Source organism: Thiothrix lacustris DSM 21227 (assembly GCF_000621325.1).
Taxonomy (GTDB): Bacteria; Pseudomonadota; Gammaproteobacteria; order Thiotrichales; family Thiotrichaceae; genus Thiothrix; species Thiothrix lacustris.
This window is the reverse complement of sequence record NZ_JHYQ01000001.1, coordinates 244,690-270,795: the sequence shown is the minus strand read 5'-3', so window position 1 is coordinate 270,795 and position 26,106 is coordinate 244,690. Positions and strand designations below refer to the sequence as shown.

Here is a 26,106-nt window from a genome sequence, read left to right as displayed (position 1 = left end):
CTTAAAACCTTCTGCAACATAACAGAGATACACATGCACAGCACTCGTTTGCCGCGCCATTTTTTGAGCATCACCCTGGCTCTGTTGATCGGTGGGTGTGCTATGGGGAACGCTACCTTTGCTGATGAGCAGGCGGATAATGTCGCTACTTTCAGTAGTCCGCTCAGCTATCAAGTCTACAATATCCTCGCGGGTGAGATGTTTATCAAGCAGGGTAACCCTGAGCAAGCAGCCTTACATTATGTTGCGGCCGCGCAGCAAACCAATGACCCAGCCGTTGCCCAACGGGCGGTGGAATTGGCGATGAGCAGTAAGGATAACGCATTGGCTGGTCGTGCGCTGGAACGCTGGATTAAGCTGTCACCAAATTCTGCTGAAGCTGTGCAATATCAGGCGCTAGCCAATGTGCGTGCCGAAAAGTACGCCGCCGCAGTCAAAGATTTGGTCAAAATTCGCGATACTATCGATAAGGAAGCGGGGCACGGTTTTGAGTTCATCGTCTCGTTACTGTCGCTGGAACCTGAAACCAAAAAATCTTACGAAACCTTCAAGCAATATGTCAGTAGCTCAGATGATTCGATAAAAGCGCAGTTGGCTTTGGCTTCTTTGGCATTGAATGCGGATCAGTTTGATGATGCTTTGAGCATTTGCAAGGTGGTCAAACAAAAAGGTGATGGGACACAACAGGTGCAAGCGTCACGTTGGGCAGCAAAAGCCTTGCTGGGGTTGGATAAACTACCTGAGGCGATTGCGGAACTGGAGACAACCAGTAAAACGAGTAAAGATACTGAGTTAACGCTGGATTATGCGCGACTGCTGATTTTGGCGGATCGTCGCGTCGAAGCTATCCCTATTTACCAGCAACTCCATGCTAGCCATGCCGATGATGTCGATATTTTATATACCTTGGGACTTCTGCATCTGGAGCAAAAAGACTTCAAGGCTGCCCAGCCGCTCATTCAGAAATTACGGGTAGTGCCTGAGCGTGCCGAGGAAGCTAACTATTTCATGGGGCAAATTTTTGAGGGCTTGAAGCAGCCGAAACAAGCTATTGATGCTTACAAGCTTGCCAGTGTGGGGCGTTATGTGCGTGAGTCTACGGTACGGATTGCCGCTTTATTGAAAGATAGTGAGAGTTTGGCAGTAGCACGGGCGTGGCTCGCAGAACAGCTTAAGGCCAGTACTAGCGATGAACGTAAGGTACTGCTGTGGCAGGTAGATGGTCAGTTATTGCATGATGTGGCGCAATACCCGCAAGCGATAGCGAGTTTCAGTCAGGCATTGGCTATTCGTGCAGATGATACGGATGTTCTCTATTCAAGAGCCTTGAGTGCCGAAAAAATGGGCGATTTTGTGGCGGCTGAAGCGGATTTAAAGGTGGTGCTGAAAGCACAACCAGACAATGCTACGGTGTTGAATGCTTTGGGCTATATGTTGGCAGTGAACACCCAGCGTTACCCGGAGGCGGCTGAACTGGTGGGTAAAGCGCTGAAAGTCCGCCCAGATGATCCGGCGATCATGGATAGTATGGGTTGGGTACTGTTTCGTACCAGCAAGTTGGAAGAGGCGGAAAGCTGGCTGCGTAAGGCCTATAATCTCTTACCAGACCCTGAAGTAGCTAGCCATTTGGTGGAAGTGTTGATCGCGCGTGGCAATAAAACCGAGGCCAAGGCCATTTTGGATGCGATGCTCGGTAAGTTCCCTGATGACAAGTTACTGCTACCGCTGAAAGCTAAACTGGTCGATGCCTAACTCTTATTTATTTTTCAGGACGAATCCCATGAAAAAACGGATGCTGATTGCCACTTGCTGCTTACTGACGTTGGGTGGTTGTGCTAGCCAAACCAAAGCCCCGATACCTGAGGCCAGTGCGGCAACAAAGCCGGTGAGTGCAGAAGCAGCTTGGCAGCAACGTCAGGTGGATTTCGCCAAAATGAGTTCTTGGCGTTTACAAGGCAAGGTGGGGATGCAGTTTCGTGACCAAAGTGCTTCCTTCAACCTTTCTTGGCTTCAAAACGGTAACGACCAGTATGAGATGAATATCAAGAATCCACTGACCGGTTCGATTATGGCGTATCTCAAGGGCAATCGTTCTGATGTAACGTTGCAAGCGAATGGCAAGACTTACAGAGATGCAAATGCTGAACGTTTGTTGCAAGGGCAGCTTGGGGTGTCGTTGCCGCTGGAGGGGATGAAATATTGGGTGCGTGGCGTGCCATCCCCTGATTCTCCTGTGCAGCAGGTAAAGCTGGATGCACTGGGGCGGCCGGAAATGTTGCAGCAAGCTGGCTGGGTCATTGAGTATACCGGCTGGCAAGGTAATGATTGGAAAGCGTTGCCCGATAAAATTAACCTCAGTCGTGCGCCTGACAATACCAAGGTCAAGGTGATTGCGAAGGATTGGCAGACCCGTTATTGATGATGCAAACACTGACACTTCCTGCGCCTGCCAAACTTAACCTGTTTCTCCATATTACAGGCAGGCGGGCTGATGGCTATCATTTACTGCAAACCCTATTTGTCTTTCTGGATTTTGCTGACGAGATCATCTTGACCGTGCGTAGTGATGGCGCTATTCGGCGGCCAGCAGGTGCTGACAATGTGCCGGAGGCTGAGGATTTGACGGTGCGTGCCGCGCGGTTATTGCAAGAGGTGACTGGATGCCCTTTGGGGGCGGATATTCAGGTGCTGAAGCGTATTCCTATGGGCGGCGGGCTTGGCGGTGGTAGTTCGGATGCGGCAAGCGTATTGCAAGGGTTGAATCGTCTGTGGCAATGTCATTTGGATGAGAATGCGCTGGCTGCGTTGGGTTTACGTTTAGGGGCAGATGTCCCTGTGTTTGTGCGTGGACATGCGGCATGGGCAGAGGGTGTCGGTGAGCAATTGACGCCAGTTGTGCTACCTAATAGCTGGTATGTGGTGATTCATCCAAAGGTACATGTGCCAACAGCTGAACTTTTTTCTTCACCACACTTGACACGAGACAGCCCTGCGATTACATTAGCGACCTTCCACGGCGGGGCAGGTTTAAACGCCTTCCAGCCAGTAGTGGAAAAGCGTTATCCTGAAGTAGCTGAAGCAATAAATTGGCTATCAAGGTACTCAACTGCAAAGTTGACAGGTTCAGGCAGTTGCCTATTCGCACCTGTTAGTAGTAAGCAAGAAGGTGAAAAAATCCTGAAAAGCTTGCCTAATAAGTGGTTCGGATTTGTTGCAGAAGGTGCTAATATATCACCTCTACATCAGAAGCTGGCAATAATGCCAACGCTTTACAATTAGTTTCAGAAGGGCCGTCGCCAAGCGGTAAGGCACTGGATTTTGATTCCAGCATTCCCAGGTTCGAATCCTGGCGGCCCTGCCATTTTACCCCCCCCCACTCAATGCGGATATGTCATGTCTGACGATAGAATGATGGTGTTCACAGGTAATGCGAATCCTGAACTCACCGAAAAAATCGTCGATCACCTCGGAATTCCTCCCGGCAAAATCAAAGCTGAACGTTTCAGCGATGGCGAAGTCCATGTCGAGATTCTGGAAAATGTGCGTGGTCGTGATGTCTTCATCGTACAATCTACCTGTGCGCCTACCAACGATAACCTGATGGAACTGTTGATCATCGCTGATGCGTTGTATCGTGCTTCCGCCGGGCGGATTACTGCTGTGATACCATATTATGGTTACGCGCGGCAGGATCGACGGGTGCGTTCACGGCGTGTACCGATCTCTGCCAAGTTAGTAGCTGATATGATTGCTACTGGACACGTTGACCGTTTACTGACCATTGATTTGCACTCGGATCAGGTACAGGGCTTTTTCGACCTGCCCGTCGATAATGTTTATGCCTCTGGTGTGTTGATTAAAGATGTCTTGTCCTGTGAACTGGATAACATCATGGTGGTATCACCGGATGTAGGCGGTGTAGTTCGTGCACGTGCTTTAGCGAAAGGTTTAGGTGATGTAGAGTTGGCGATTATCGATAAACGTCGCCCTGAGCCTAACAAATCCGAAATCATGAATATTATCGGTAACGTAGAAGGGCGCAACTGCATCCTCATCGACGATTTAATCGACACCGGTGGTACTTTGTGCAATGCGGCTGTAGCTCTCAAGCAGCACGGTGCATTAAGCGTGCGGGCGTATGCTACCCACGCAGTATTTTCTGGTAAGGCTGTTCGTAACATCGAAAATTCCCAGCTGGATGAAGTTGTCGTTACTGACACTATTCCGTTAAGCGACGCTGCCAAAAACTGTGCTAAGATTCGCCAGCTTTCGGTGGCCGGTGTGCTGGCGAAAACCATTTTACGCATCAATCAGGATGAGTCAGTCAGTTCGCTGTTTGAAGGCATCTAAATTTTAGTCCCCGTGCTTTTAATACAGCGAGGGGTTTTTTCGGTTGCTGTCCGGTCGCGTTCAGTAGCCATTTGTTTGGAGTTAACACATGTCTAAGAAATACGTTTTGCAAGCGCAAACACGTGAATTGCAGGGTAAGGGTGCGAGCCGCCGCCTGCGTCATACTGGTATGGTTCCTGCCGTTATTTACGGTGCGGGTGGTGAAGCGCAATCCATCATGCTGCGTCATAATGAAATGATCCGCAACTTGCAGGAAGAGGGCTTCTATTCCCAAATCATCACGGTTGACTTCGGTGATCGTAAAGAGCAAGTGATCCTGCGTGACCTGCAACGTCACCCAGCCAAGCCTATCATCATGCACGCTGACCTGCTGCGCATCAGTGATGACCAAGAAATTCGCGTTCACGTGGTGCTGCACTTCCTCAATGAAGAAGCATCCAAAGGTGTGAAAGAACAAGGTGGTTCAGTTAGCCACTCCATGTCTGAAGTTGAAGTCTCTTGCTTGCCTAAGAACCTGCCTGAATTCATTGAAGTTGACATGCTCAACGTTGAAAAAGGCCAGATTCTGCATTTGTCTGACCTGAAATTGCCAGAAGGCGTGAGCCTGCCGCAATTGGCACTGGGCGAAGACCATGATAACGCCATCGCGGCGATTCACTAAGGTTTATACCGATGGGAACCCCTATCCGCCTCATCGCAGGCTTGGGCAACCCCGGTAGCCAGTACGACAAAACCCGGCACAATGCCGGGTTTTGGTTTGTTGATGAACTGGCAAGGCGTTACTCCGGCAAGTTTGCTGTCGAGAAGCGTTTTTCCGGTGAAGCCTGTAAATTGCAAGTTGGCAGTGCTACGGTATGGCTACTCAAGCCCATGACCTTCATGAACCGCAGCGGGCTGGCAGTGAAACAATTGGCACAGTTTTACCAGATTCCGGTAGAGCAGATTTTAGTCGCGCACGATGAGCTGGATATTGACGCAGGTGATGTACGCTTGAAACAAGCGGGTGGTCACGGCGGGCATAACGGTTTGCGCGATTGCCATGCCCATTTGGGCGCAGATTATTGGCGGTTGCGTTTGGGTGTTGGGCATCCGGGCGACCGTAGCAAAGTGGTCGATTATGTGCTGTCACGGCCTTCGTTAGATGATGAAATCGTCATCTCACGGGCGATAGACAAAGCAGCCGACCAAATTGAGTTAATTTTACAAGGTGACATGCAGAAAGCGATGAACGCGCTGCACACCAAATAAAGGTAAGAGATCATGGGATTCAAGTGCGGAATTGTTGGTTTGCCAAACGTGGGTAAATCCACCTTGTTTAATGCCCTGACCAAGGCAGGCATTCAGGCAGCGAATTACCCTTTCTGTACGATTGAGCCGAACGTGGGCATCGTGCCCATGCCAGACCCGCGTTTGGATGCGCTGGCAGCCATCGTTAAGCCGATCAAGATCTTACCGACGACGATGGAATTCGTCGACATTGCAGGCTTGGTTGCTGGGGCATCACAAGGCGAAGGTTTGGGTAACAAGTTCCTCGCGCACATCCGCGAAACCGACGCGATTGCTCAAGTAGTACGCTGCTTCGACAACGATGACATCATTCACGTTGCTGGCAAAATTGACCCGGCCTCTGACATTGACACCATCAATACCGAACTGGCGCTGGCGGATTTGGATACGGCTGAAAAGGCTGTCAATCGCCTGACCCGTTCCGCCAAATCCGGCAGTAAAGATTTGGTGGCACAAAAAGTTTTGGCAGAACGTTTGTTTGCGCACCTTTCCGAAGGCCATTCCGCGCGTTCGATGGAAATGACCCCCGAAGAACGTGAGCTGGCGGTGCGTGAATTCCACTTGATTACCATCAAGCCGCTGATGTTCATTGCCAATGTCGATGAAGAAGGTTTTGAAAACAACCCGTATCTGGATCAGGTTCGCGAAATCGCTGTGCGTGAAAATGCCGTCGTCGTCGCGGTGTGCGCAGAAATGGAATCGGAGCTGTCGCAATTGGAAGATGCCGAGCGTGACGAATTCCTCGCGGGCATGGGCTTGGACGAACCGGGTTTGAACCGCGTTATCCGTGCAGGCTACGATTTGCTGGGTTTGCAAACCTATTTCACCGCAGGCGTGAAAGAAGTACGTGCCTGGACAATTCCGAAAAAAGCCACTGCACCACAGGCGGCTGGCGTGATCCATACTGACTTTGAGCGCGGCTTCATCCGGGCGCAAACGATTGCTTACGAAGACTTTATTGCTTACAAAGGTGAGCAGGGCGCGAAAGAAGCCGGGAAGATGCGGGCGGAAGGCAAGGAGTACATCGTTAAGGATGGCGATGTGCTGAACTTCCTGTTTAACGTGTAAAGAATCCGAAGAAAATCCTCCCCCAACCCCTCCTTTTGCAAAGGAGGGGGAAGATAAGTTATCTACGTTGTTTTCTTTCCTGAAAACAGGGCGACGGTTGCCAATAATCCAAGTAGAAAAAAGCCGCCAGTCAAGGGCAGCACAGTGCCATTGTAGCTTTGCCCGATGAGCGTCCCTAAAGGAATCGCGACCAGGGTGGACAGCGAACCAATCACTGATGCAGCAATGCCTGCGACATGCCCCAGCGGTTCCATCGCCAGCGCATTCAGGTTGCCAAACGTCATCCCCAGCGCGAGGAAGGTGAGCATGAAATATGCCATCAGGCTTTCCAGCGGTGGATGCCCTTGCGTCGCATAAGCGACCAGCAGAAACAGGCCGGACAGCACGGTAAACAGTATGACCGCCCGCATCACCAGCCAATGCATTCCAAAGCGCATGACCAGCCGTGCATTGAGGAGTGATGCACCGCCAATCGACAGCGCTAGCGCTGCAAAGTACAGTGGGAAGCGTTCCCCTAGGCCGTACTGGATTTGCAAGATTTGCTGCGCCGAACTCAAATAGCCTAGAAATGCACCAAACACCATGCCAGTCGTGGCGGTATAGGTCATGCTGATACGGTGGGTGACAACCTCCTTCAGCCCCCGCCAGAACTCACGGAACGTGAACGCCCTACGTTTGTCGGGCGGCAAGGTTTCCGGCATCCGCAACCAGAACCAAACAGCGACAATGACTGCCAGCAGCAGGAACACCGTGAAAATGCTGCGCCAGCCCGCGAATAACAGGATACCTTGCCCCAACGATGGCGCAATCATCGGCACGAGAATGAATATGCTCATGGTAAACGACATCACCCGCGCCATTGCCGCTCCCGCATAACAATCACGCACTAACGCCATCGTCAGGACACGCGGCGCGGAAGCCCCCAGCCCTTGCAGAAAACGCCCGAACAGCATGTGGGAAAAGTCTTGCGCCAGCATCGACAGCAGACTACCGAGCATGAACATACCTAAGCCGACGTACATTAGCGGCTTGCGTCCGGTTGCATCCGACAGCGGGCCGAAAAATATTTGCCCGCTTGCCAGCCCTAAAAACAGGGTGGAAATGATCAGTTGCGCTTCGTTTTCATGCGTCACGCCCAGTTCCTGCCCGATGGTGGCGAGGGCAGGCAGCATGGTGTCGATGGCAAGTGCAGTGAGGGAGCTGAGCAGCGCAATCAGCGTGATGAATTCGCCGAAGCGCGGGAGTTTGGATGGCATTTTAGTGGTTGGCTACGTCGGTGTCGGTGGTTTCTGCTTGTTCGAGCAATAACAGATCGGTTTCCACGCCAGCCATGTAGCCTAGCATCCCAGTATAGCGGCGTAGGTCGATTTGCAGTTCAGCGAGTTCTTTTCGGAACAGGTCGCGTTGCACGGAATCACTGAATGCACCGGAGACGGAAGGCTTGTGCCAGCGGGCGGTGAAGGGGCGGATAATCTGGTTCAGTACCACAATCGCGAGTTTGGTGAATTCCAGGCTGTCGCGCCCGTGACGCTTGATGATCTCGCGGGTGATCTCAAATAGTTTGTAGATACTGTCGAGCGCTGTTTTCTCATCGCCGTCTTTGGGGTCGAGCGTTTGGGTAGTGATGCGGGTCAGCAGTTCGATGTACATTTCCCATGCAGCGTCTTTGTCAGCATTGGCAATTTTCAGCTCAACGTTGAGGAAGGGCGGGTTGAGTTGCAGCTTGGTCATTTTCCATTGTTTCAGCCAGTCGCGCCAGATCATGTGGGTTTCCTTTGGTAGTGTTGGTAGGAGGTAAACATAGCATATCCCTTTTCATGGTCACGGATAAATTGAATGGGGTTTGTCTTACAGGCATTACTGGTAAAGCAGAAATCCCACAAAATATCGGTTATTATCCATTCATCTGGGCTTCTCTATCAGTTATCAAGATGCACGACATTTTTCTCAGTTATTCGACTAAAGACCGCGCACGTTTGCAGCCGCTGTTTCAGGCATTGGCGCAACAGGGTTGGTCAGTGTTTTGGGATCACCAATCCATCCACACGGGTGATAACTGGCATCGCAAGATTGACCAAGCCATCCGCGAAAGTCGTTGTGTGGTGGTGGTATGGTCGAAAAGCTCGATTGACTCCGAATGGGTACTGGAGGAGGCAAGCCGAGGCAAAAGTCGTAATGTGTTGTTGCCGATCAGGATTGATGCGATAGAGCCGCCGTTTGGTTTCGGAATGCGGCAGGCGGGCGATTTCACTGGCTGGAATGGTAAAGGCGACCATCCAGCCTTTATTGAGTTGGCAGCGCAGGTTTATGGGTTGTTAGGTCGAGGGTCTTCGCCACCCCTGCTACCGCCAGTCAAGTCTCACGCGGGCTTGTGGGTTACGGGATTGGTGGCAATGTCAGTAGTTGGCGGGTATGTTTACAACAAGTCGTCTAAACAGGTTGAGCCTCAACCTGAGTCCCCCGCTGTTGTTCAATCCGTTATGCCAAAACCTGTCCCTGTTGTACCTGCCGAACCCTCGCCGACTCCTGTTTCCGACGCTTTGGTAGCCACCAAACAGCCGCTTGAGCCGGTCATGGTGGACATCCCCGCTGGCACATTCACGATGGGCTGCGACGGCAAGCGCGACGATGTGGAAGGTGGTTGTTCCGACGACGAAAAGCCCGCCCACGAAGTGACCCTCGATGCTTTCAAAATGGCAAAAACCGAAGTGACCTTTGACCAATGGGATGCCTGTGAAAAAGCCAAAGCTTGTCCTCATGCCGAAGATCAGGGCTGGGGGCGAGGTAATCGCCCGGTGATCAATGTCAGTTGGGATGACATTACCCAGAAATACATTCCGTGGTTGAGTCAGGAAACGGGTAAGCATTATCGTTTGCCAACCGAAGCGGAATGGGAATATGCGGCGCGTGGTGGTGCAGATACCGCTTATCCTTGGGGCAATGCTATCGGCAAAGGGAATGCGAACTGCTATAAGGATTTTTGTGGAGACAAGTTTGAGTATACCGCGCCTGTCGGGAGTTTTGCCGCGAATGGCTATGGTCTTAATGACATGAATGGCAATGTGTGGGAATGGGTACAGGACAGTTGGCACAGTGATTATAAAGATGCGCCAGCGGATGGTAGTGCTTGGGAATCTGGCGGTAGCGCCTCCCGCGTGTTGCGTGGTGGCTCATGGTACAACTTTGCACAGTACGTGCGTTCCGCTGACCGCGGCCACTACACGCCGGTTAATCGGAGCCGCAACCTCGGGTTCCGCCTCGCCTCAGGTCAATAAGCCGCTACTCAGGGCGTAGCATAGGCAGCGAGCCGGAGGCGGCTCTTGTGGCGCGGGCAGCGTAGCCGAAGTCAGGCGCGTTGCGGGCAGCGCCAGACTTTGGTGGAGCAGGAAGAGGGCGTATGCAATACGCCCCTACAGATGGTTGGTCTATCACCATATGCCGAAAAACAACGACAGACGTAGGGGCGTATTGCATACGCCCTCTTCGCCGCCCCATCGTATTCCCAATACACCATTCCCAATATATTGGCATACCAACCGCCCGTAGGGGCGTATTGCATACGCCCTCTTCCAACGGCATGATGGCAACCGATTATTTGCATCCATCAATAACAACAATGCACGATTTATGCACATGCCAAAATACAACCGCGACATCCATCATCGGCGTTCTATCCGCCTGCAACATTATGATTATGCACAAACGGGTGTCTATTTCATCACCTTATGTACCCTGAACCGCGAATGTCTGTTTGGTAAAATCCTGGCAGGCGAAATGCACCTGAATAAACTGGGCACGATTGTACGCGATGAATGGCTACAAACGCCGTGCCTGCGCCCGAATATCAGGTTGGGAGAATGGGTAGTAATGCCAAACCATTTTCACGGGATAGTAGAAATCAATGGTCAATCCAAATCACGTAGGGGCGTATTGCATACGCCCTCTTCTGACGTTTACCCCATAATAAAATCACCGTCGCAGACCTTGGGAGCAATGGTGCGTGGGTTCAAATCTGCCGTGACCCGTCGGGCGAATATTCCGGTCTGGCAACGCAATTACTGGGAGCATATTATCCGCAATCAAGATTCCCACCATGACATCGCCACCTACATCACCAACAACCCAGCCCAATGGGAAACCGACAGCCTGCACCGGTAGAAGGTCAAAGAGGAAAGAGGGCGTATGCAATACGCCCCTACAGGTGGTTGGTCTATCACCAATACACCGAAAAACAATGATCTGCGTAGGGGCGTATTGCATACGCCCTCTTCATCATGCCATACCGCTCCTACGGATTTTCTTCCTGCATAAACGCCCAATCAATATTCAATTCCGGGAACAAGCCCACGGCGAGCGGCTCTTCCATCCCGAACATGCGCGGCAAGCCATATTGCCCGTCGTCCTTGAGCGTATACACCATCACCCAGACTCATGGTTATGCTCCTTCTGCCTGCTGTTGCTCCAGCCACGCCAACACGTCGTCATTCTTAACCCGCTCGTAAATGGCTTCGACGGGCAAGGAGGCATTGACCGATTCCAGCACCACCTCATCCCCCAAGAAGTAATAGGATGATTGCCAACTGGCACTACGGCGTTGCACTTCGATTTCCGCAAAATCCTGCTCAATCAGCACATATTCCAACAGGCTGGGGATGGCGAGGTATTCCAGACGTTTTTCGCCTTTGTCTTTTTTGCGGGTGCTTTTGGACAGCACTTCGATGATGAGTATCGGGCTTTCTATGACGCGCTCATCTTTCGATGGGTCATCGTCACAAACCACCACGACATCAGGGTAGCGGAAGCGTTTACCCAGTGTTTTTACCAGCATGTCTCCGCTGAGGGGTTCGCAAGGTTGGTGGCGTAAATGATTCCACAAGAGTGATGACATATTGCGGACAATCTTGTTGTGGTTGATCTTTGCGCCAGCCATTGCATAGACCTGACCTTCCACATACTCATGTTTGATTTCACTGATTTCTTCACCTGCCAGATAATCTGCTACTGAAAGGTAATCGAATTTTTCTGCCACTGCTGCCATAACGTCACCCGCTAATTTGCCTCTGCTGATGTTAGCATAGCAGGTGTCTAGCTTTGGAAAAACTGCGTCGCTGTCTCGCCATCCGGTTGCTGCAACCAGCGCTGGGTGAGCGCTTCTACCCGTTCCGGGTACTTCGCCACCACTTCCCGCGCTGCCATCTGCACCGCTGGCAACCAATGCTGATCGCGCAACAAACTGGCAATCCGTAGCCGCACATCGCCGGTCTGGCGTGTGCCTAGCACTTCGCCGGGGCCGCGTAATTCCAGATCAATATCTGCAATCACGAAACCGTCGGTGCTGTTGCGCATGGCATCCAGCCGTTTACGCGCCGTTTTGCCGAGTGGATGCTGGTAAAGCAGCACGCAACTGCTGGCGGTACTGCCGCGCCCGACCCGTCCGCGTAGCTGGTGCAATTGTGATAGGCCGAAGCGTTCCGCGTTTTCGATGATCATCAGCGAGGCGTTCGGCACATCCACCCCGACTTCAATGACGGTGGTGGCGACCAGTAGCTGGATTTCCCCCAGCTTGAACTGGCGCATAATGCTTTCCTTTTCGGAACCGTGCAGCCGCCCGTGTACCAGCCCGACTTCGACGTGGGGCAGGCGTTCGCGCAATAAGGTAGCGGTGGCTTCCGCCGTTTCGCATTGCAGAGTTTCGGACTCTTCGATCAGGGTGCAAACCCAGTAGGCTTGGCGGCCTTCGCGGCAGGCATCGGCAATACGCTCGATCACGTCATCGCGGCGTTCGTTGTTGAGCGCGACAGTCGTGATCGGGGTGCGTCCCGGCGGTAATTCGTCGATCACCGAATAATCCAGGTCGCCGTAAGCGGTCATCGCCAAGGTGCGCGGGATCGGTGTCGCGGTCATCACCAATTGGTGCGGGTAGTTGTCGCCCTGCTTGCCCTTTTCGCGCAGCGACATGCGTTGATGCACGCCGAAACGGTGCTGTTCGTCGATAATAATCAGCCCCAGTTGCAGGAATTCAACCGTGCGTTGGAACAGCGCGTGTGTACCAACCGCGATATGCCCGATACCTAGCAGCAGGTTTTCCACCTTGCGGCGGCGTTGGCGCGGAGTTTGACCGCCGGAAATGTACACAGTTTCCACCCCCAACGGTTCCAGCCAGTGGGTCAGGTTTTGGTAATGTTGTTCCGCCAGCAATTCGGTGGGTGCCATCAACGCCACTTGATAGCCGTTGGCAATGGCGTGCAAGGCTGCGGCGACTGCCACCAGCGTTTTGCCCGAACCCACATCGCCTTGCACCAGCCGGTTCATGGGCACGGCTTGTTGCAGGTCGTTGGTAATTTCACTGATCACCCGGTTTTGAGCGTCAGTGGGGGCAAAGGGCAGGGCGCGGCGCAGTTTTACCCAATAGTGATTGGCTTCTGGTAAGGATGGGGCTTGCACTTGCTTGAGTTCGTGCCGAGCCTGCTGCACCGCGAGTTGGTGGGTGAGCAGTTCCTCGAAAATCAGGCGGTGGGGGCGCATTCCTTCGATGGTTGAACCAGACGGCGGCGTATGCAAGGTGCGTAATTCGTGTGCCAGTGGCGGAAAGCGGTGTTCTTTGACCACGCTTTCTGGCAGCAAATCCGGCAATTCATCCACATGTTCCAGCGCCAGATCAATCAGGCGGCGCAAGCTGCGTTGCTGCAAGCCTTCGGTGGTGGGGTAAGTCGGTGTCAGGGTATTCGCAATCGGTTCGGGGTCGTCGGGCTTGAGGTAATGGCATTCGGGGTGCGCCATTTCCAGTTTGAAACCAGATTGGCGCACTTCACCAAAGCAGCGCAGCAATACGCCGGGGCGCAGGCTGTATTTCTGGGCGGAGGTGAAATGGAAGAAGCGTAAGGTAAGAATGCCGCTACCGTCGTTAAGGTGGCACAGCAGCATGGTACGCCCGCGTTGCACCACTTCGGTGGAAATAATTTCACCTTCGACCAGCACTTCCTGTCCGACTTTCAGGTCGGCGATGGGGTAAATGCGGGTACGATCCTGATAGCGCAGCGGCAGGTGAAACAGCAGGTCAGCGACCCGCAAGATGCCCAGCCGCGCCAGCTTTTCCGCCAAGGCATCACCGACACCGCGTAGGGCAGTGACAGGTTGTTGTAGAAAGTCGGGGGTGGCTGATCCAGTCATACCGCCAGTGTACTATCTCTTGAAGCGCAATGCCTCTGGATACGGGAACACATCTTCGTATTGACCCTCCTTGATCTTGTCCTGCTTTTCCTTCCAGTAACGCGCATCCAGCAAATTCCGGTGATATTTGAGGAAGCTTTTGCGGATTTTGGGCGTAGACAGCAGGAACGTACCGAATTCTTCCGGGAACACGTCGTTGGGTTCCACCGAATACCACGGTTCGGAGCGGAATTCGTCTTCCGGGAAACGCGGTGGCGGAATCTTGCGGAAGTTGCATTCGGTCATGTAGCTGATTTCGTCGTAATCGTAGAACACCACTCGCCCTTGTTGCGTGACCCCGAAGTTTTTGTAGAGGAAATCGCCGGGGAAAATATTCGCGCCTGCCAATTGCTTGATGGCGTTGCCGTAATCTTCGATGACCCGTTCCAGAATCTCGTCGTCGGCGGTTTCGATGAAAATATTCAGCGGGATCATGCGCCGTTCCAGATAGATGTGCCGGAAGATGATTTTGTCACCGTCGAAACTGATACTGCTGTCACAGGTTTCGATCAATTCCTGCAACAGCTCGGGGATAAAACGCTCCACCGGCAGGGCAACGTTGGAATATTCCAGCATATCCGCCATGCGGCCTACCCGGTCGTGACGTTTGACCAGATGGTATTTTTCCTCGACCTGTTGGCGGGTGAATTCCTTTTGTGGCGCGAACTTGTCCTTGATGATTTTGAACACGTAGGGGTAGGAGGGCAGGGTGAAGACCATCATCACCATGCCGCGTATGCCCGGTGCGACCACGAATTCGTCGCTGGAATGGCGCAAGTGGTGCAAAAAATCGCGGTAAAACGCGGATTTGCCCTGTTTGTGTAAGCCAATCGCCGAATACAGTTCCGAAGTATCACGGCGCGGCAACAATTGTTGCAGGAAGGAAACCACCGCCGACGGCACTTGGTGTTCCATCATGAAATACGCCTGCGAGTAGCTGAAGACCACCGAAAGCTGCTTTTCCCCCCACACCAACGCGTCGATGTACAAGCCACCCTGTTCATTGTTGAGGATGGGCAGGGCAAAGGCGTTGTCATCACGCCCGTTGATCATGCGCCCGACCAGATACGCCGCTTTGTTACGGAAAAACGGGTGGCGGATAACGGAAATCTGGAAATTCAGTTGCGCCTTGCGATTGGCCTTGCCGGGGTAGTGCTGGACGATAGCGCGGTAAATATTGCGCAGGTCGCGTCCCAGATTTTCAAACGGCAGCACAAACCCGGCATTCTTCAAGATATTGACGATGGATTCACGCAAACCAATCGTGCCGGGGTAATAACTCACGTAGCTGGTTTCTTCGGAATCAATGTATTCAGTCGAAATGGAGCTGCGTACAAAGATGAAGTCATTGGTGTAGTACTGGCGTGGAAACTGGCGGCAAAACACGGAGGTGTAGAAGGTTTCGGCCAATTCTGGCTGCTGGTGATCCAGCAATAAGCGCATGTAACAGTGTTTGATTTCACGCCATAACTGGGGGTCGAGCGTTTTGATTTCATACAAGTCGCGAATCAGGGCAATGGTTTCCCTGACGCGATGATCGTAAAGCATGATGCGTTCGCGGGACGCGAGTTGAACTGCCCGCCACTCGGCTTCTTCGAAGCGTTGCCGCGCACCCGCCGTGATTCGCTGGAAAATCTCAAAGTGGCGGTTGAATCCTTGCACGATAGTGGTAGCGATGCCACGCGCAAGCTGATTGATGTGCAGCGACTGTTCTGACATAGCCAACGGATTCCAACGAAGCCAAAAAGTGACAGTGATGTTACAGGAATGTTTATGTGCGTCGCAACAAAAGCATTAAACCAATGACATAGCTGTTACTCTCACTCTTAATTGTCGACAATTTGCGTTTTTAAGTAGGGATTTTGTGGCTTATAACGCATATACTAGATAAAATTGTAAGACAATATTGCCTAGGAGGAATGAATTTATATGAATAATGAAATACCAAAGGTCATTTACACCCTGACGGATGAAGCGCCACTGCTGGCGACGTGTTCTTTACTGCCGATTATCCGTACCTTTGCTTCCGGCGCTGGTATTGAGATCACCAAAAACGATCTGTCGCTGCCTGCACGTACCCTCGTAGAGTTCGCCGACTACCTGACAGAAGCGCAGCAAGTGTCTGACGATCTGGGGATACTGGCGCAACTCACGCAAGAACCTGATAGCAATATTGTCAAGCTGCCCAATATCAGCGCGTCTGTGCCGCAATTGATAGAAACGGTCAAAGAACTGCAAGCCGCAGGCTACCCACTGCCAGATTACCCCGAAGACCCGCAAACAGAAGAAGACAAAGCACTGCTGCGCCGTTACTCCAAAGTGCTGGGAAGTGCGGTAAACCCTGTGCTGCGTGAAGGCAACTCGGATCGTCGTGTACCCGCTGCCGTCAAGCGTTACGCCCAAACGTATCCGCATGAAATGAAAGCATGGAGCCAAGCGTCACAGACGCACGTGTCGCACATGCATCACGGTGATTTCTATAGCAGTGAAAAATGCCTGACGCTGGATCGTGCCTGCGATGTCAGCATGGATCTGGTGACTAACAGCGGCAAGACTATCGTGCTCAAGCCGAAAGTGTCCCTGCTGGAAGGTGAAATCATCGACAGCATGTTCATGAGCAAAAAAGCCCTGTGCGAGTTCTATGAACAGCAGATCGATGACGCGAAGGAAACCGGCGTCATGTTCTCGCTGCACGTGAAAGCCACCATGATGAAAGTTTCGCACCCGATTGTATTCGGCCACTGCGTCAAGATTTTTTATAAAGAGCTGTTTGAAAAACACGCGCAGTTGTTCAAGGAATTGGGTGTTAACCCGAACAACGGCATGAGCAGCGTGTATGAAAAGATTGCCACATTGCCAACCTCGTTGCGTGAAGAAATTGAGCGGGATATTCATGCCTGCTACGAACATCGCCCGGAACTGGCGATGGTGGATTCCGCTAAAGGCATATCCAACCTGCATTCCCCCAACCATGTCATCGTGGATGCCTCCATGCCTGCGATGATCCGCAATGGTGGCAAAATGTATGGCCCAGCCGGTAAGTTGAAAGATACCAAAGCGGTGATGCCGGAAAGTACCTTTGCGCGTATTTATCAGGAGATCATTAACTTCTGTAAAACCCACGGTTCTTTCGACCCCAGAACACTGGGTTCTGTGCCGAACGTCGGTTTGATGGCACAAAAAGCCGAAGAATACGGTTCGCATGATAAGACCTTTGAAATTCCAGAAGATGGTGTGGCGCGGATTGTGGACGATCAAGGCAAGGTGCTGATCGAACAAACCGTGGAAGCGGGCGACATCTGGCGCATGTGCCAGACCAAAGATCTGCCGATTCGTGACTGGGTAGGTCTGGCGGTCAGACGGGCGCGTGAATCACAATTGCCTACTGTGTTTTGGTTGGATGAATACCGCCCACATGAGAATGAGTTGATCAAGAAGGTTAAAACCTACCTGAAAGAGTACGACCTGACAGGTGTTGATATTTGCATTATGTCACCCCTGCGCGGAATGCGTTTCAGTCTGGAACGGATTATTCGTGGCAAGAGCACGATTTCTGTGACCGGCAATATTTTGCGCGACTACCTGACTGACCTGTTCCCGATTATGGAAGTGGGAACCAGCGCCAAAATGTTGTCTGTTGTACCGTTGATGAAAGGCGGCGGTTTGTATGAAACCGGTGCGGGTGGTACTGCGCCGATATTGGTGAAGCAATTGCTGGAAGAGAACCACCTAAGCTGGGATTCTCTGGGTGAGTTTCTGGCACTGACGGTTTCCTTTGAGCAGGTGGCCAGACAATACGGCAGCAATAAAGCCAAAGTGCTGTCTGAAACGCTGGATGAGGCTGTCGGCAATGTGTTGTTAAACGATAAGTCACCGAAGCCGCGCACCGGCGAGTTGGACACACGTGGCAACCACTTCTATCTGGCGATGTATTGGGCACAAGCGCTCGCTAAGCAAACTGAAGAGCCTGAGATGGCGGAGCATTTTGGCAAGCTGGCCAACGTTCTCACGGAAAACGAAGATAAAATCATTGCAGAAATCAGCAGCGTGCAAGGGCAGCCGGTTGATATTGGCGGTCATTTCTTCGCCGATTCTGCCCTGACTAAAGCGGTGATGCGCCCAAGTGCTACCTTCACGAATGCCATTATGGCAGCACGTATGCCGGGCTTTAGTGCGGCGGAGATGGACGTTCCTCACTGACACTCTGTGTCAACCAGCGGATGATGCTCTCTCCAGCCTCTCGTCCGCTGGTGAAACACGTTGATCGTTAGCCGACCTCACAACGGGTTGGCTCCACCGCCTGCGTAGTGGCAAGGTAACGCTCGTAGAATAGCGAATCCCTTGTGATTCCACAGGATTCGGCGGCATCGGCAATGCCCTCAATCAAACCGGGGGAGCCACAAATATAGATATCCGGCTTGCTCTCTGCGGCTTGCAAGGCTTCTGTAAATGCATTCACTACTGAACCTTGATACCCCGGCCAGCTTGCTGACGCATTGGTCACGCAGATTTGGTATTGAAGGTTGGGATACACTGCCGCCAGTTCGGCGAGTTCCTGTTGGAAAAAAACCTCTTCTTCTGCCCAAAGACCAAAAAACAATTTGACGGGGTGCGGTTCTTCCCATTCTGCCATGCGCCGTAACATCGAGATGACGGATGCCAATCCACACCCTCCTGCCACAAAATAACGTGGCCGCAAGCCATTATCTTGAAGAATAAAAGTACCTAGCGGGCCTTCCAGTTTTAGCTTCATGCCCGTCGTTGCCGTTTTATGGAGGAAGGTCGAAAACTTTCCATGAGAGCGTAATTTAATCAGAAATTCCAGCGTGCCGTCCCAGTTAGGCGCATTCGCCAGCGAATAAGCGCGTTTGCTGTCAGTGTCGGGCAGGGTTAGCTCCATGAATTGCCCCGGTTCAAAATCCAGACTTAAATTGCCGTCGTCATCCGGTAGTAATTGCAGTTCAAGTTTGACGGTATCTTCCGTCAGGTAGGTTTTGGCGACAATTTCGGCTTCGCGCACCGGGATTTGTTCAAAGCGTACCAGACTGTGGGCATAAGGCAGGTGCATGTTCAAATCGCTGCGCGGGTAGGTGCGGCACAGCAGCACTTGCTGTTTGGCGCGATCGTCGTCGTTTAAGGCGTCCTGACTGTATTCGCCCAGTCTGAATTCGCCGTTATCGCAATGCGCAATGCACGCGCCGCAAGACCCGGCGTGGCATTGGGCAGCCAGAAAGATATTGGCTTTTTCAGCCGCTGTGATCAGGTCTTCGCTTTCTTCACAGGCGAAGGACAGGGTTTGCCCGTCGCTAGTCATTAGCTGGATTTGGTGGATTGACATGTCAGGCTACCGCTCTGCCCAGTGCAGTTTGTAGATCTTCTGCTGGCGAGTGGTTAACCCGCAGGTCGAAGCGCTCTGACAGTACCGCTAATAAATTGGGCGTTAGGTAAGGCGGTAGGCTTGGCCCCAGATGGATGCCCTTAACGCCAGATGCCAGCATGGACAGTAATACTGCCGTGGCCTTTTGTTCAAACCAAGAGATCATCAGGGACAACGGTAGGTCATTTACGCCGCATTCAAAGGCATTCGCCAACGCTGCTGCTACTTTGATGGCGGAATGGGCGTCATTACACTGCCCCATATCCAGCAGACGCGGGATGCCACCGATGTCGCCGTACTCATTCTGGTTGAAACGGTATTTAGCACAACCCAAGGTCAGCATGATGGTATTGGAAGGGGTTTTATCCGCTAGTTCAGTGTAGTAATTGCGCCCAGGTTTTGCGCCGTCACAGCCGCCAATCACGAAGAAATGTTCGATAGCGCCGGATTTCACCGCATCCACGACTTTGTCAGCCACGCCGAGTACTGTTTTGTGTCCGAAGCCGGTGGTAATGGTTTTAGCTTCTTCATCCTGCTTAAAACCGGGCAGGGCTTTGGCAGCCTGAATCAGTGGGGCGTAATTGCCATTATCAATGTGACGTACACCCGGCCAACCGACGGGGCCTGTGGTGAAAATGCGTTGACGGTAGATTTTTGCTGGTTCGATAATGCAATTGGATGTCAGGATAATCGCACCGGGGAAGTTGGCAAATTCGCGCTGCTGGTCTTGCCATGCACCACCGAAGTTGCCTACTAGGTGCGAATATTTCTTCAGGCCGGGATAGGCGTGGGCGGGCAACATTTCACCGTGGGTATAGACGTTGATGCCTTGGTCTTTGGTCTGTTCCAGTATCTGCGCCAGATCGTGCAGGTCATGGCCGCTGACCAGGATGGCTTTGCCTGCGACTGGGGTCACGCGTACTTGAGTAATTTCTTGATCACCAAACGTGCCATTGTTAGCACGATCCAGTAAATCCATCACTTTTAGGTTCAGGTGACCGGCGGATAATGCCTGTGTTAATAGGTCTTCAATATCGGTGGGATTGGTGGTCAGGTAAGCCAGAATTCGTTCGACTTCAGCATCAATTTCATCTTCTTGATAGCCGAGCATCCGCGCATGGTGGGAATAGGCGCACACGCCTTTCATGCCGTAGGTGATTAGCACGCGCAGGCCGTTCACATCTTCGCCTACCAGCTCGTGGTCTTTATTCACCACGGCCACGGATTCTTGTTTAAGGATGCTATCCATATCGGCGGCAGGCTGAAACTGTGCTGGGCCTGTAGGTTCTTCGATCGGCTTGCCTTGCGCAGTTGCGGCGGCTGCGTATTGCGCTTTGATGCTGTCACGGATGCGTGCAGCTTCCTGCACCATGTTTACAAAGCGTGTCGCGGTGAAGTTGACGTTGGTCAGGGTGGTGAAAAAACCGTACTGGATGAAATCATCCACCGCTCTGTCGATGACACCGACGCTGCGGGCAAGTTGTGCGTATTGGGCAATGCCTTTGATCTGGTAAATCAGGATGTCCTGAAGATCGGAGGTGTTGGCATCTTTGCCACAAACGCCTTTGTCGGTGGCACAGCCGTCGAGAGTGTCAGTACGCATGGTCTGTTCACATTGATAGCAAAACATGGTGGTTTTTCCTTTGGTTGAATAGTGGTTGTTGGGCACTGTAGACACTCCTGATCGTGCTTGCCTTGACCGCCGTCAAGTCCTTCCATTAGGCTCGGGTATTTAGCCGATTAGCCTCATCACAAGGATGCAACATGGAGCAGTTACTGCGTATTGCCCCCCTCTTTCAGGGGTTGACCCAAAACGACTTACTACCCATTGCCAATGCTTCCCGCAAAGTATTCTGTGCTGCTGGGCAGCAACTGTTTATTGAGGGCGACCCGGCCATTCAGTTTTTTCTGGTGCTGAAAGGCAGTGTGCGTCTGTATCGTCTGACCCATGATGGTAAGGAAAAAGTGATTGAAATCATTCGTACGGGTGAAACTTTCGCCGAGTCGGTAGCTTTGCTGGATAGACCTTACCCCGTGTGTGCCAGCGCCATTGAAACGCTGGAAATGATCGCTATCCCCGCCGAAGTGATCAAGGCACAGGTTAAACAGAATACCGGGCTGGCGTTGAAAATGCTGGCAAGCCTGAGTATGCGGGTACACCGATTTGTGAATGATATTCACGCGCTCAGTATGTCTACTGCCCAGCAAAAAGTGGCTGGTTATTTTCTGGCTTTTTTGTCGGAAGACATGGGGGAGCAATGCATCCAGCTGCCGTCTACCAAAGCGCTGGTAGCGGCTAGATTGGGGTTGCAACCAGAAACATTTTCACGTGTGTTGGGCAGAATGAAGGATCAGGGGGTGATCCGCGAAGAAAATGCGCAGGTGATCGTATTAGCACCCGAGAAGCTGCGGCAGTTGCGTGATGAATAGAAGAGTCAGCGTGCCAACCAGCGGATGACACCTTCTCCTACCTCTCGTCCGCTGGCGAAACACGCCGTCAGGAGATAACCACCTGTCGGCGCTTCCCAATCGAGCATTTCCCCTGCGCAAAAGATGCCCGGTTTGTGCCGTAACATCAGATTGCTATCCAGTGCTGCAAATGGCACGCCGCCAGCGGTGCTGATGGCCTCGTCAATCGGCGTGGTTGCGGTCACGGTGAGCGGAATCGCTTTCAAGGTTGATGCCAGCAGTGGAATGTTCTGCCAGTGTGCTTTATCCAGCGTTTCAAACAGCAGTGCCGTTTTCACACCATCCAGTTTGAAACGGCTTTTCAGAAAATTGCCCAGCGTTTTGTTAGCCGGTTTGCTTTGCAAGGTGGCTTCGATGTGTGCGTGGTCGTGGTTGGGCAGTAAATCCAGATAAAACCTGGCTGAGCCGTGTGCGTCGAGGCTGTCGCGCAAGCGGGCAGAAAACGCGTAGATCAGGCTGCCTTCCACCCCGCGTTCCGTCACGATCATTTCACCTTTGCGGGTTTCGCTGTGTCCGGTAAGGTCGGTGAAGCTGAGGCTGACGGATTTCAGCGGCGCACCTGCGAAACGGCTGCGGAGGTGTTCGCTCCATGCGCACAGGAAGCCGCAGTTGGCAGGTTTCAGGGGGGCGATGGGGATGTTGCAGGCTTCGAGTAGCGGAACCCATGCGCCGTCGCTGCCGAGTTTTTTCCAGCTTCCGCCGCCGAGGGCGAGGATGACGGGGAGGTTAGGTGAGGTTACGTTGCCTGCTGGTGTTTCAAACACGAGTTGCCCTTGTGCATCCCAACCCATCCAGCGGTGACGCGGGTGTATTCGCAGCCCATTACGTTTCAGGCGTGCCAGCCATGCGCGTAACAGCGGCGCGGCTTTCATTTCCTTGGGGAACACGCGCCCCGATGTGCCAACGAAGGTTTCCACCCCCAATTCGGCGCACCATGCCCGTAATGCATCCGCCCCGAAGGTTGCCAACAGCGGCTGCAATTCGGCTTGGCGTTCGGCATAGCGGCTGCAAAACGCGGCGAAGGGTTCGGAATGGGTGATGTTCAACCCACCGATCCCCGCCAGCAAGAACTTGCGCCCCAGCGTGGGCATGGCGTCATACAAATCCACCACGAAGCCTGCGTTGGTAAGCTGTTCAGCGGCCATCAGCCCGGTGGGACCTCCGCCAATGATGATGACGGATTTCAACTGCGAGTCCCGATGCCTTTGTTGAGTAAATGTAGGCTAAACCCACCCAGCAGCAAGATAAAGGCCACAATCACCCCGTAACTGACCCAGATGGACATATCCGATGTGCCCAAGATGCCGTAACGGAAGCCGTTCACCATGTACAGTACCGGGTTCAACAATGACGCGTTTTGCCAAAAAGGGGGCAACATCGCAATCGAGTAAAATATCCCGCCCAAATAAGTCAGCGGTGTCAGCACAAAGGTGGGCACGATGGTGATGTCGTCGAAACTTTTCGCGTACACCGCATTGATCAAGCCTGCCAGTGAAAACAGCATGGAAGTCAGCAGCACAATGGTAAAGGTGACGAAAATATGTTGTACGTTCAATGAGCTGAAAAACAGCGATACTAGTGTAACTGCCAAGCCCACGGCCAAGCCACGTGCTACCCCGCCACTGATGAAACCTGCCAGAATGATCCAGTTTGGCGTCGGCGACACCAGCATTTCAGCGATATTGCCCTGAAACTTGCTGCCGTAGAACGATGACACCACGTTGGCGTAGGAGTTGGTGATCACGGTCATCATGATCAGTCCAGGTGTGATGAAGTTGATGTAGCTGTGTCCGCCCATGTCACTGATTTGCGAGCCGATCAGGTTGCCGAAGATCACGAAATACAGCGCGGTAGTAATCACGGGTGGGATGATGGTTTGCACCCAGATACGCGAAAACCGCAGCACTTCCTTGACCAGGATGGTGGTGTAGGCTGTCCATTGTTGCTGTGCATTCATTGTTTATTGTTCTCCACCAGATCCATGAAAAGCTGTTCTAGCCGGTTGGTTTTGTTGCGCATACTGTTGACGATGACACCGTGTTCATTGAGGAAGGCGAACACTTTATTGAGTGAATAGTGTTCTTTGTGGAATACGACTTCCAGCGTGGTTGGGTCTTGCAGGGTGAAATGGCACAGGTTGCTGGTCGCGGGGAGTGCTGTCACCGGGCTGGCAAGGTCGAACACGTAGCTTTCGGTATCGAGGCGGTTGAGCAGTTTTTTCATGCTGGTGTTTTCGATCAACTCACCCCGGTCAATGATGCCGATGTTGCGGCACAGGCTTTCGGCCTCTTCCAGATAGTGGGTGGTGAGGATGATGGTGGTGCCTTCGGCATTGAGTTTGCGCAGGAATTCCCACATGGAGCGGCGGATTTCGATGTCGACCCCGGCAGTGGGTTCGTCGAGGATCAGCAGGCGCGGCTGGTGGATCAGGGAACGCGCAATCATCAGGCGACGCTTCATCCCGCCGGAAAGGTTGCGTGCTTGATCGCGGGCTTTGTCCCACAAACCGAGTTGTTTGAGCAGGACTTCGGCACGGGCAAAAGCTTCGGCACGCGGGATGCCGTAATAGCCGCCCTGATTCACCACGATTTCGACAACTGGCTCAAAGATGTTGAAGTTGAATTCCTGCGGCACTAGCCCGATTTGCGCCTTGGCTTGTTCGCGCTGGGTGTCGAGGTCGTAGCCGAAAATGCTGACTTTGCCATCTGTCTTGTTCACCAGCGAACTGGCGATGCCGATGGTGGTGGATTTGCCTGCACCATTGGCGCCGAGTAGGGCGAAGAAGTCGCCTTGTTCCACCCGCAAGTCGATGCCTTTGAGGGCGGTAAAGCCGTTGTCATAGGTTTTGCGTAAGCCTTGAATGTCGAGTGCCGTCGTCATACCGTTTTTCTTGACTGAAATGAAAGCAAAGATGTTAGCACGTATCTCACTTGTGGGGATTTGTTGTGACATAATGCGCGGCATTATGAAACTGTATGACCTCTTGATGATAGGACAATCCAAGCACTGGGCGCACTGGCTGTGGCGTATCCCGTTGCTATTGCTGTTAGCTTTGTGCGTGTGGCTGCTGATTTTCCGCTGGGTGCCGGTGCCGACTTCCGCGTTTATGTTGCGGCAGGATGTGGTGGCGGTCTTTAGTGCGGAAACGCCTTTCGTCCGTCATGACTGGGTGAGTCTGGATCAGATTCCGCGCCATATGCAAATCGCGGTGATTGCTTCCGAAGACCAGCGTTTCGCCGAGCATTGGGGCATTGATATGGTGGCGACGCAGGCCGCGATTCAGGCGGAAATGCGTGGGCGCGGCAAAGGCGGCGGCAGCACCATTACCCAGCAATTGGCGAAAAACCTGTTCCTGTGGGAAGGCCGTAGCTATGTGCGCAAGGGGCTGGAATGGGGTATTGCCAGCCTGATGGAAGTGTTTTGGTCGAAAGAGCGGATTTTGGAGGTTTACCTGAATACCGCGCAGTTCAGCAAAGCGGATTACGGGGTAGGCGCGGCGAGCCAGAATTTGTTGCGTAAACCCGTGGGGAAGCTGGGCGCGGCGGATGCGGCGTTGCTGGCGGCAGTGTTGCCTGCGCCGAGTAAATACAGCGTGGTAAAACCTTCCGGGTATGTGCGTGCCCGCCAAAGCCGGATCATGCGGCAGATGCGTTCGATTGGCGGGGCGGCGTATTTGCAGCGTTTGGATTGACCTCGGATTTGCCCGTTTTTCCATGCTAAGATGACAACATAAAAAGCTAATAGCAGGAGTTTGGTATGCGCAAACAACGAGTCTTTTACACCTCACCGTTGGATGCTTTGGTTGCAGTGAGTAAGCGCTTGAGCCTTTATGAAAATCAACAGCATATGGATTCAGAAGCCTTTATCGACCGTTACCGCAAGGGGCAATTAGTGGATGATGCTACCTTTGTAGAATGGTCGAACGACTATCAGCACTATTTAGCTCTTCGTCAACAGTTGGAGAGGGTGCTCCGTGCGGCTGCATGATTTGCTGGAGAAATACCTGAATTCGCTGGAGGTTGCTGTTGCAAAGTTACCCGCATACGCACCGCATTTTCCGGCATTGCCTACTTTTCCGCATCACAAACATACGCGGGATACTGTTATCGCTCATAACAAGCCAAATTTGCTGGATATTTTGCAGGAGGCAGCAGGGTGGGTGTAAGCGGTTGATTACCCATTCCGCGTGGTTGCTTATCAGCGATATAGTGGGGATGGAGGTGGTGAAGTGCTTCACGTTTTATCGACTATCGATGCTCATTTAATACGTATTTTTTCTTCCATATTGTGTTGCTTATCACTAAGAAATATATTTTTTCATGCTAATGTGCTGATTTATTATGCAA

Annotated in this window: 25 protein-coding genes and 1 tRNA gene; 15 read left to right on the top strand and 11 right to left on the bottom strand. The window is 52.5% G+C overall.

Translation table 11 applies throughout. The features are described from left to right. The first annotated feature begins 33 nt into the window (after nt 1–33). The 8 genes from Q394_RS0101240 (at nt 34) to ychF (ending at nt 6,705) form a co-directional block, all read left to right on the top strand. The gene (locus Q394_RS0101240) at nt 34–1,752 is read left to right on the top strand and encodes a tetratricopeptide repeat protein (RefSeq protein ID WP_028487678.1); all 1,719 of its coding nucleotides are present in this window, start codon (nt 34–36) and stop codon (nt 1,750–1,752) included. Between the two features lie 28 nt (nt 1,753–1,780). Further along, nucleotides 1,781–2,419 carry a lipoprotein insertase outer membrane protein LolB gene (gene lolB, locus Q394_RS0101235; RefSeq protein ID WP_038140006.1) on the top strand — a complete coding sequence of 213 codons (639 nt, stop codon included), beginning with the start codon at nt 1,781–1,783 and terminating at the stop codon, nt 2,417–2,419. Then, nucleotides 2,401–3,279, top strand: a complete 879-nt coding sequence (ispE, locus tag Q394_RS0101230) for a 4-(cytidine 5'-diphospho)-2-C-methyl-D-erythritol kinase (protein WP_342665148.1) — start codon at nt 2,401–2,403, stop codon at nt 3,277–3,279. Before lolB ends, ispE begins: the two co-directional genes overlap by 19 nt. Before the next feature lie 7 nt (nt 3,280–3,286). Further along, a tRNA-Gln gene (locus Q394_RS0101225) sits at nt 3,287–3,361 on the top strand. Between the two features lie 32 nt (nt 3,362–3,393). Then, entirely contained in the window at nt 3,394–4,350 is a 957-nt protein-coding gene (locus Q394_RS0101220) for a ribose-phosphate pyrophosphokinase (RefSeq protein WP_028487675.1), read from the top strand. Between the two features lie 88 nt (nt 4,351–4,438). Further along, the gene (locus Q394_RS0101215; RefSeq protein ID WP_028487674.1) at nt 4,439–5,011 is read left to right on the top strand and encodes a 50S ribosomal protein L25/general stress protein Ctc; all 573 of its coding nucleotides are present in this window, start codon (nt 4,439–4,441) and stop codon (nt 5,009–5,011) included. A gap of 11 nt (nt 5,012–5,022) precedes the next feature. After that, the gene (gene pth / locus Q394_RS0101210) at nt 5,023–5,598 is read left to right on the top strand and encodes an aminoacyl-tRNA hydrolase (protein ID WP_038140005.1); all 576 of its coding nucleotides are present in this window, start codon (nt 5,023–5,025) and stop codon (nt 5,596–5,598) included. A gap of 12 nt (nt 5,599–5,610) precedes the next feature. Beyond that, entirely contained in the window at nt 5,611–6,705 is a 1,095-nt protein-coding gene (ychF, locus tag Q394_RS0101205) for a redox-regulated ATPase YchF (RefSeq protein ID WP_028487672.1), read from the top strand. A 62-nt stretch (nt 6,706–6,767) separates the two neighbouring features. Here the strand turns inward: ychF and Q394_RS0101200 are convergent, their stop codons facing one another. Together Q394_RS0101200 and Q394_RS18635 are read right to left on the bottom strand one after the other, a co-directional pair. Then, nucleotides 6,768–7,961: a multidrug effflux MFS transporter gene (locus tag Q394_RS0101200; protein WP_028487671.1), complete on the bottom strand. Its 1,194-nt coding sequence runs from the start codon at nt 7,959–7,961 to the stop codon at nt 6,768–6,770. 1 nt (nt 7,962) lies between these two features. Next, a complete protein-coding gene (locus Q394_RS18635; RefSeq protein WP_038140004.1) occupies nt 7,963–8,469 on the bottom strand; it encodes a hypothetical protein in 507 nt (168 codons plus the stop codon). 53 nt (nt 8,470–8,522) lie between these two features. Between Q394_RS18635 and Q394_RS21175 the strand changes: the two genes are divergently transcribed. Together Q394_RS21175 and Q394_RS0101185 are read left to right on the top strand one after the other, a co-directional pair. Further along, a complete protein-coding gene (locus Q394_RS21175; RefSeq protein ID WP_051542580.1) occupies nt 8,523–9,980 on the top strand; it encodes an SUMF1/EgtB/PvdO family nonheme iron enzyme in 1,458 nt (485 codons plus the stop codon). Between the two features lie 358 nt (nt 9,981–10,338). Next, the gene (locus Q394_RS0101185; protein WP_028487670.1) at nt 10,339–10,863 is read left to right on the top strand and encodes a transposase; all 525 of its coding nucleotides are present in this window, start codon (nt 10,339–10,341) and stop codon (nt 10,861–10,863) included. 130 nt (nt 10,864–10,993) lie between these two features. On the opposite strand, the gene Q394_RS22950 is transcribed toward Q394_RS0101185, so the two are convergent. The 4 genes from Q394_RS22950 to aceK are packed head-to-tail and all read right to left on the bottom strand — an operon-like array spanning nt 10,994 to nt 15,633. Beyond that, nucleotides 10,994–11,125 (bottom strand): hypothetical protein, encoded by a 132-nt coding sequence (locus tag Q394_RS22950; protein ID WP_281169624.1) that lies wholly within the window; start codon nt 11,123–11,125, stop codon nt 10,994–10,996. A gap of 15 nt (nt 11,126–11,140) precedes the next feature. Further along, nucleotides 11,141–11,743: a Uma2 family endonuclease gene (locus Q394_RS0101175; RefSeq protein ID WP_028487669.1), complete on the bottom strand. Its 603-nt coding sequence runs from the start codon at nt 11,741–11,743 to the stop codon at nt 11,141–11,143. A 47-nt stretch (nt 11,744–11,790) separates the two neighbouring features. Continuing rightward, complete coding sequence (gene recG / locus Q394_RS0101170) at nt 11,791–13,875, bottom strand: ATP-dependent DNA helicase RecG (RefSeq protein WP_028487668.1); 2,085 nt, start codon at nt 13,873–13,875, stop codon at nt 11,791–11,793. A 12-nt stretch (nt 13,876–13,887) separates the two neighbouring features. Next, complete coding sequence (gene aceK, locus Q394_RS0101165; RefSeq protein ID WP_028487667.1) at nt 13,888–15,633, bottom strand: bifunctional isocitrate dehydrogenase kinase/phosphatase; 1,746 nt, start codon at nt 15,631–15,633, stop codon at nt 13,888–13,890. A gap of 210 nt (nt 15,634–15,843) precedes the next feature. Between aceK and Q394_RS0101160 the strand changes: the two genes are divergently transcribed. Then, on the top strand, nt 15,844–18,114 hold the full coding sequence (locus Q394_RS0101160; protein WP_028487666.1) for an NADP-dependent isocitrate dehydrogenase: 2,271 nt from the start codon (nt 15,844–15,846) through the stop codon (nt 18,112–18,114). 67 nt (nt 18,115–18,181) lie between these two features. On the opposite strand, the gene Q394_RS0101155 is transcribed toward Q394_RS0101160, so the two are convergent. Both Q394_RS0101155 and hcp read right to left on the bottom strand, forming a co-directional pair. Beyond that, nucleotides 18,182–19,252, bottom strand: coding sequence for a 2Fe-2S iron-sulfur cluster-binding protein (locus Q394_RS0101155; RefSeq protein WP_028487665.1), 1,071 nt, complete (start codon nt 19,250–19,252; stop codon nt 18,182–18,184). A gap of 1 nt (nt 19,253) precedes the next feature. Further along, the gene (gene hcp, locus Q394_RS0101150; protein WP_028487664.1) at nt 19,254–20,921 is read right to left on the bottom strand and encodes a hydroxylamine reductase; all 1,668 of its coding nucleotides are present in this window, start codon (nt 20,919–20,921) and stop codon (nt 19,254–19,256) included. A gap of 134 nt (nt 20,922–21,055) precedes the next feature. Here hcp and Q394_RS0101145 point away from each other — a divergent pair, with 134 nt between their 5' ends. Next, entirely contained in the window at nt 21,056–21,721 is a 666-nt protein-coding gene (locus Q394_RS0101145) for a Crp/Fnr family transcriptional regulator (RefSeq protein WP_028487663.1), read from the top strand. Nucleotides 21,722–21,726: 5 nt separating this feature from the next. Here Q394_RS0101145 and Q394_RS0101140 read toward each other — a convergent pair whose 3' ends face one another. From Q394_RS0101140 to Q394_RS0101130, 3 genes are read right to left on the bottom strand one after another with little or no spacing between them, the layout of a single operon-like run. Beyond that, on the bottom strand, nt 21,727–22,947 hold the full coding sequence (locus Q394_RS0101140; protein WP_028487662.1) for a TIGR03862 family flavoprotein: 1,221 nt from the start codon (nt 22,945–22,947) through the stop codon (nt 21,727–21,729). Next, on the bottom strand, nt 22,944–23,717 hold the full coding sequence (locus tag Q394_RS0101135; protein WP_028487661.1) for an ABC transporter permease: 774 nt from the start codon (nt 23,715–23,717) through the stop codon (nt 22,944–22,946). Before Q394_RS0101135 ends, Q394_RS0101140 begins: the two co-directional genes overlap by 4 nt. Next, the gene (locus Q394_RS0101130) at nt 23,714–24,640 is read right to left on the bottom strand and encodes an ABC transporter ATP-binding protein (protein WP_028487660.1); all 927 of its coding nucleotides are present in this window, start codon (nt 24,638–24,640) and stop codon (nt 23,714–23,716) included. The genes Q394_RS0101135 and Q394_RS0101130 overlap by 4 nt, the downstream gene beginning before the upstream one ends. An 85-nt stretch (nt 24,641–24,725) precedes the next feature. Here Q394_RS0101130 and mtgA point away from each other — a divergent pair, with 85 nt between their 5' ends. The 3 genes from mtgA to Q394_RS0101115 all read left to right on the top strand — a co-directional run bounded on the left by mtgA (nt 24,726) and on the right by Q394_RS0101115 (nt 25,925). Further along, entirely contained in the window at nt 24,726–25,451 is a 726-nt protein-coding gene (gene mtgA / locus Q394_RS0101125) for a monofunctional biosynthetic peptidoglycan transglycosylase (RefSeq protein ID WP_084260298.1), read from the top strand. Nucleotides 25,452–25,516: 65 nt separating this feature from the next. Beyond that, on the top strand, nt 25,517–25,747 hold the full coding sequence (tumA, locus tag Q394_RS0101120) for an antitoxin TumA (protein WP_028487658.1): 231 nt from the start codon (nt 25,517–25,519) through the stop codon (nt 25,745–25,747). Next, on the top strand, nt 25,734–25,925 hold the full coding sequence (locus Q394_RS0101115) for a toxin-antitoxin system TumE family protein (protein ID WP_028487657.1): 192 nt from the start codon (nt 25,734–25,736) through the stop codon (nt 25,923–25,925). The genes tumA and Q394_RS0101115 overlap by 14 nt, the downstream gene beginning before the upstream one ends. The last annotated feature ends 181 nt before the right edge of the window (nt 25,926–26,106 follow it).